The sequence below is a fragment of the Corallococcus carmarthensis genome (assembly GCF_003611695.1).
Lineage (GTDB): Bacteria > Myxococcota > Myxococcia > Myxococcales > Myxococcaceae > Corallococcus > Corallococcus carmarthensis.
Map to the genome: position 1 here is coordinate 1 of NZ_RAWE01000418.1, position 2,893 is coordinate 2,893.

The window sequence follows — 2,893 nt, forward strand, 5'->3', positions numbered from 1 at the left end:
GGCGTGGGCGGGGTGCTCTCACGCGAGGGCGTGGCTTCCGGCAGCGGGCCACCCACGGCGCGCTCCTTGAGGATCTCCACGAACTCGTCGCCCAATAGGCGCAGCTCCACCAGCACGCGGGACAGCCGGGCCTGGAAGTAGTTGTAGAAGACCATCGCCTGCACGGCGACGAGGATGCCCACGGCGGTGGCGACGAGCGCCTCGGAGATGCCCGTCATCACGGCCGCGGAGCCGCCGGTGCCGCCGGCCTCCACGTCCACGCCCAGGTCCTTGAAGGAACGCATGATGCCGGCCACGGTGCCGAAGAGGCCCACGAAGGGCGTCGTCGAACCGATGGTGGCGAGCAGCCACAGGTTGCGCCGCAGCTTGAGCCCCACCTGGGCGCGTTCGCGCTCCACGGCGGACTCGATGCCGTTGCCACCGGTGGAGCGGGAGCGCTCCCAACGGTCGAAGCCTGCGAGGAAGATGTCGGCCGCCACGGCGTCCGAGCGCTCGGCGGCGGTGCGGGCGGCGGCCACGTCCCCCCGGAGGAGGTGCTTCTGGACGATCTCCCCCAGGTTGCGGGAGCGCTCGCTCACACCCCAGAGGGCGATGAGCCGCTCGATGGCCACGCCCAGGGCCACCACGGAGGCGCCCAGGAGGAGGGCGAGGGTGACGCCGCCCAGGCGAAGGTAATGAAGTAGATCGTTCAGGCTCATGATGGATGACCGGGCGGGTAGCCCTGGCTCACACTAGGACATATGAACCGCGCAGCCGCCGCAATCTTCCTGGCCCTCCTCTGTTCGGCCTGCCCCAAACGCCTCGAGTTCGGTCCGGAAGGTCGCATCGAGGACGCCCAGACGCTCTACCAGCACGTGCGCGAGCGGCAGGCGCAGGTGGTGAACCTGGAGGGCGACGCCAAGCTGCACGTGGATTCACCCCAGGGCAGCGGCACGCTCTCCACCTACCTCTCCATCACCCGTCCGGCTTTCATCCACCTGGAGACGTACGACTTCTTCAACCGCCCGGTGGCCTCGCTCGTCTCCGACGGCAAGCGCTTCGGCGTCTACCAGGCGCGGGAGAACACGTACCTCCAGGGCCCGGCGAGCGCGGAGAACGTGTCCCGCTTCCTGCCTGTCGTCCTGCCAAGCGAGGAGCTGGTGGCGGTGATGCTGGGACAGGTCCCCCTCCTGCCGCCGGAGTCCATGACCCTGGAGCTGGACGAGAAGGAGCGGGTGTACGTGCTGAAGCTCCAGCGGGGGCCCGCGACACAGACACTCCGCGTGGATCCCAAGCACCTGCGCGTGGTGAAGAGCGAGGTCCGGGGCGTGCCGGGCTACGACCTGGCGTTCGAGGACTTCGAGCAGCGCGGCGGCCAGCTCTTCCCCGGCAAGGTGCACCTCATCGCCTCCACGGCGGACACCCAGCTGGACCTGAAGTACACGGACATCCGCCTCAACGGCCGCCCGGACCTGACGCTCTACGAGCTGACGCCCCCGGAAGGGGCGAAGGTGGTGGACGTCGACGCGCGGGGCCAGGAGGTCCGCTCGGAGGGGACGGTGTCGCCCCCGCCCCCGGCGCCGGGTTCCTGAGCTTCCAGGCGTCGAAAGGCAGCGCCCCGGCGCAAACCGGGTACTATGGCGCGCACGACATGGCACAGATCAAGCTTGGAGAACTGCTGATCAAGGCGAACGTCCTGCAGGAGAGCCAGCTCAAGGCGGCGCTCGCCGAGCAGGCCAAGTGGGGCGGGAAGCTGGGCGAGATCCTCGTCCGGATGAACCTCGTCTCCGAGGACATCCTCGTGCGCGCCTTGTCGAAGCAGCTCGGCATGCCGGCGGTGAACCTGGACGCCGTGCAGATGGTGCCGCCGCACGTGAAGGCCAAGATTCCCGCGCAGACCGCGCGCGACTTCTCCGTCGTGCCCCTGCAGCTGCGCGACGACGGCAAGACGCTGGTCGTGGCCATGTCGGATCCGCTCAACGTCCGGGTGCTGGACGAACTGCGGGCCCTGTCCAAGTGCCGCATCGTGGCCAACGTGGCGGGGCGCACCTCCGTGGCGCGGGCGTTCGCGCGCCTCTACGAGGAGACGGCGGAGCTGGAGGACGCGGACACCAACTTCAAGGTGGTGGACGCGCAGGGCCGCACCGTCGTGAAGAACCTCAAGGACCTGGACCCGGCCGCCGCCGTCGCCATGTCCCCCAAGCCCGCCGCCGCTCCTCCGCCCCGGCCGCCTCCCCCCGCGGAGCCTGCCCGCCAGGCCGCCTCCGGCAGCCCCGCGGAGCTGCTCAAGAGCGTGGAGGAGGTCCAGCGCAAGGAGGTCGCGGCGCTGAAGGCCATGGTGGAGCTGCTCATCGAGAAGGGTGTTTTCTCCCGCGAGGAATACCTCGCCAAGGTCAAGCGGTAGCCCCCGGCCATGCGCAAGAAGATTGGTGAACTCCTCGTCCAGGCCGGAGTGGTGACGGACGAGCAGGTGAAGCAGGCCCTGGCCTCCGGACGTCGCGGACAGGGCCGCAAGCTGGGCGAGGTGCTGGTGTCCATGGGCCTGTGCACGGGCCGGGACATCGCGCGGGCGCTGGCGGCGCAGCACGAGCTGCCGTTCGTGGAGATCCCCGATTTCATCCCGCATGGGGTGTCCTCGCTGGTGTCCATGGACTTCCAGAGCGAGCACCGGGTGCTCCTCTTCGCGGCGGAGCAGGACGGCCGCAGCGAGAAGATCCACGTCGCGGTGGAGGACCCGGGCAACCTGACGCTGGTGGACGAGCTGCGCTTCCAACTGCGCAAGCCGCTCAAGGTGTTCGTCGCTTCGCAGGACGACATGGAACAGGCGCTCGCGCGCGGCCGGGGCGAGCCCCTGGACATCGTGGAGGCTGAACCGATGGACATGGACGAGGACGATTCGCCGGACATCCTGCCG

The 2,893-nt window shown here is 69.4% G+C and carries 4 protein-coding genes; 3 read left to right on the plus strand and 1 reads right to left on the minus strand.

Annotation, left to right across the window (positions count from 1 at the left end):
* A partial coding sequence (locus D7X32_RS43950) for a MotA/TolQ/ExbB proton channel family protein (RefSeq protein WP_147450521.1) occupies window positions 1-698 on the minus strand: 698 nt, incomplete at its 3' end.
* Between the two features lie 42 nt (window positions 699-740).
* Here D7X32_RS43950 and D7X32_RS43955 point away from each other — a divergent pair.
* The 3 genes from D7X32_RS43955 to D7X32_RS43965 form a co-directional block, all read left to right on the plus strand.
* On the plus strand, window positions 741-1,571 hold the full coding sequence (locus D7X32_RS43955; RefSeq protein ID WP_120608420.1) for a DUF4292 domain-containing protein: 831 nt from the start codon (window positions 741-743) through the stop codon (window positions 1,569-1,571).
* A 59-nt stretch (window positions 1,572-1,630) separates the two neighbouring features.
* The gene (locus D7X32_RS43960) at window positions 1,631-2,383 is read left to right on the plus strand and encodes a cyclic di-GMP-binding domain-containing protein, MshE-related (RefSeq protein WP_120608421.1); all 753 of its coding nucleotides are present in this window, start codon (window positions 1,631-1,633) and stop codon (window positions 2,381-2,383) included.
* Between the two features lie 9 nt (window positions 2,384-2,392).
* A partial coding sequence (locus D7X32_RS43965; protein WP_500683176.1) for a cyclic di-GMP-binding domain-containing protein, MshE-related occupies window positions 2,393-2,893 on the plus strand: 501 nt, incomplete at its 3' end.

Bases quoted from the DNA above. Each gene is read 5' to 3' on its own strand.
- D7X32_RS43955 (WP_120608420.1), top strand. From the start codon at position 741: ATGAACCGCGCAGCCGCCGCAATCTTCCTGGCCCTCCTCTGTTCGGCC.
- D7X32_RS43960 (WP_120608421.1), top strand. From the start codon at position 1,631: ATGGCACAGATCAAGCTTGGAGAACTGCTGATCAAGGCGAACGTCCTG.